Raw genomic sequence first — 632 nt, 5'->3', positions numbered from 1 at the left:
GGGACATACCAAAACAGAAAATCCAGAACACCAGGGCGGCAAACACATAGCCTTCAGTGGCCATGCCCAGCCATTTCGGGTCGGCGGCAGCTTGTTTCACGCTGTTGAGCAAGTCGAACAGGCCGATGATGATCACCAGGCTGGTGTCCTTGAACAGCGCAATGAAGGTGTTGACGATCCCCGGGATCACCATCTTCAGCGCCTGCGGAAGGATAACCAGGCCCATGCTGCGCCAATAGCCCAGGCCCATCGCCGCGGCCGCTTCGTATTGCCCCTTCGGAATCGCTTGCAGACCGCCACGCACCACTTCGGCCACGTAGGCCGACTGGAACAGGATCACGCCGATCAGCGCCCGCAGCAGTTTGTCGAAGTTCATGCCCTCAGGCAGGAACAACGGCAGCATCACCGACGACATGAACAGCACCGTGATCAACGGCACGCCGCGCCAGAACTCGATGAAGGTCACGCAGACCACGCGAATCGCCGGCATGTTCGAACGACGCCCCAGCGCCAGGACGATACCCAGCGGCAAGGCGCCGGCGATACCAACGGTGGCAATCACCAGGGTCAGCATCAGGCCGCCCCATTGGCTGGTCGCCACGGTGGCCAGGCCGAACACGCCGCCGTGCAGC

Annotated in this window: 1 protein-coding gene; it reads right to left on the bottom strand. The window is 62.0% G+C overall.

All coding sequences use genetic code 11. The features are described 5' to 3' along the window. Positions 1-632: amino acid ABC transporter permease (locus HU762_RS27010; protein WP_186641874.1), on the bottom strand; the 632-nt coding region annotated here is incomplete at both ends.

This window comes from Pseudomonas sp. SWRI92, from assembly GCF_014268685.1.
In the GTDB taxonomy this organism is placed as follows: domain Bacteria; phylum Pseudomonadota; class Gammaproteobacteria; order Pseudomonadales; family Pseudomonadaceae; genus Aquipseudomonas; species Aquipseudomonas marvdashtae.
This window is presented reverse-complemented; position numbering and strand designations above follow the sequence as displayed.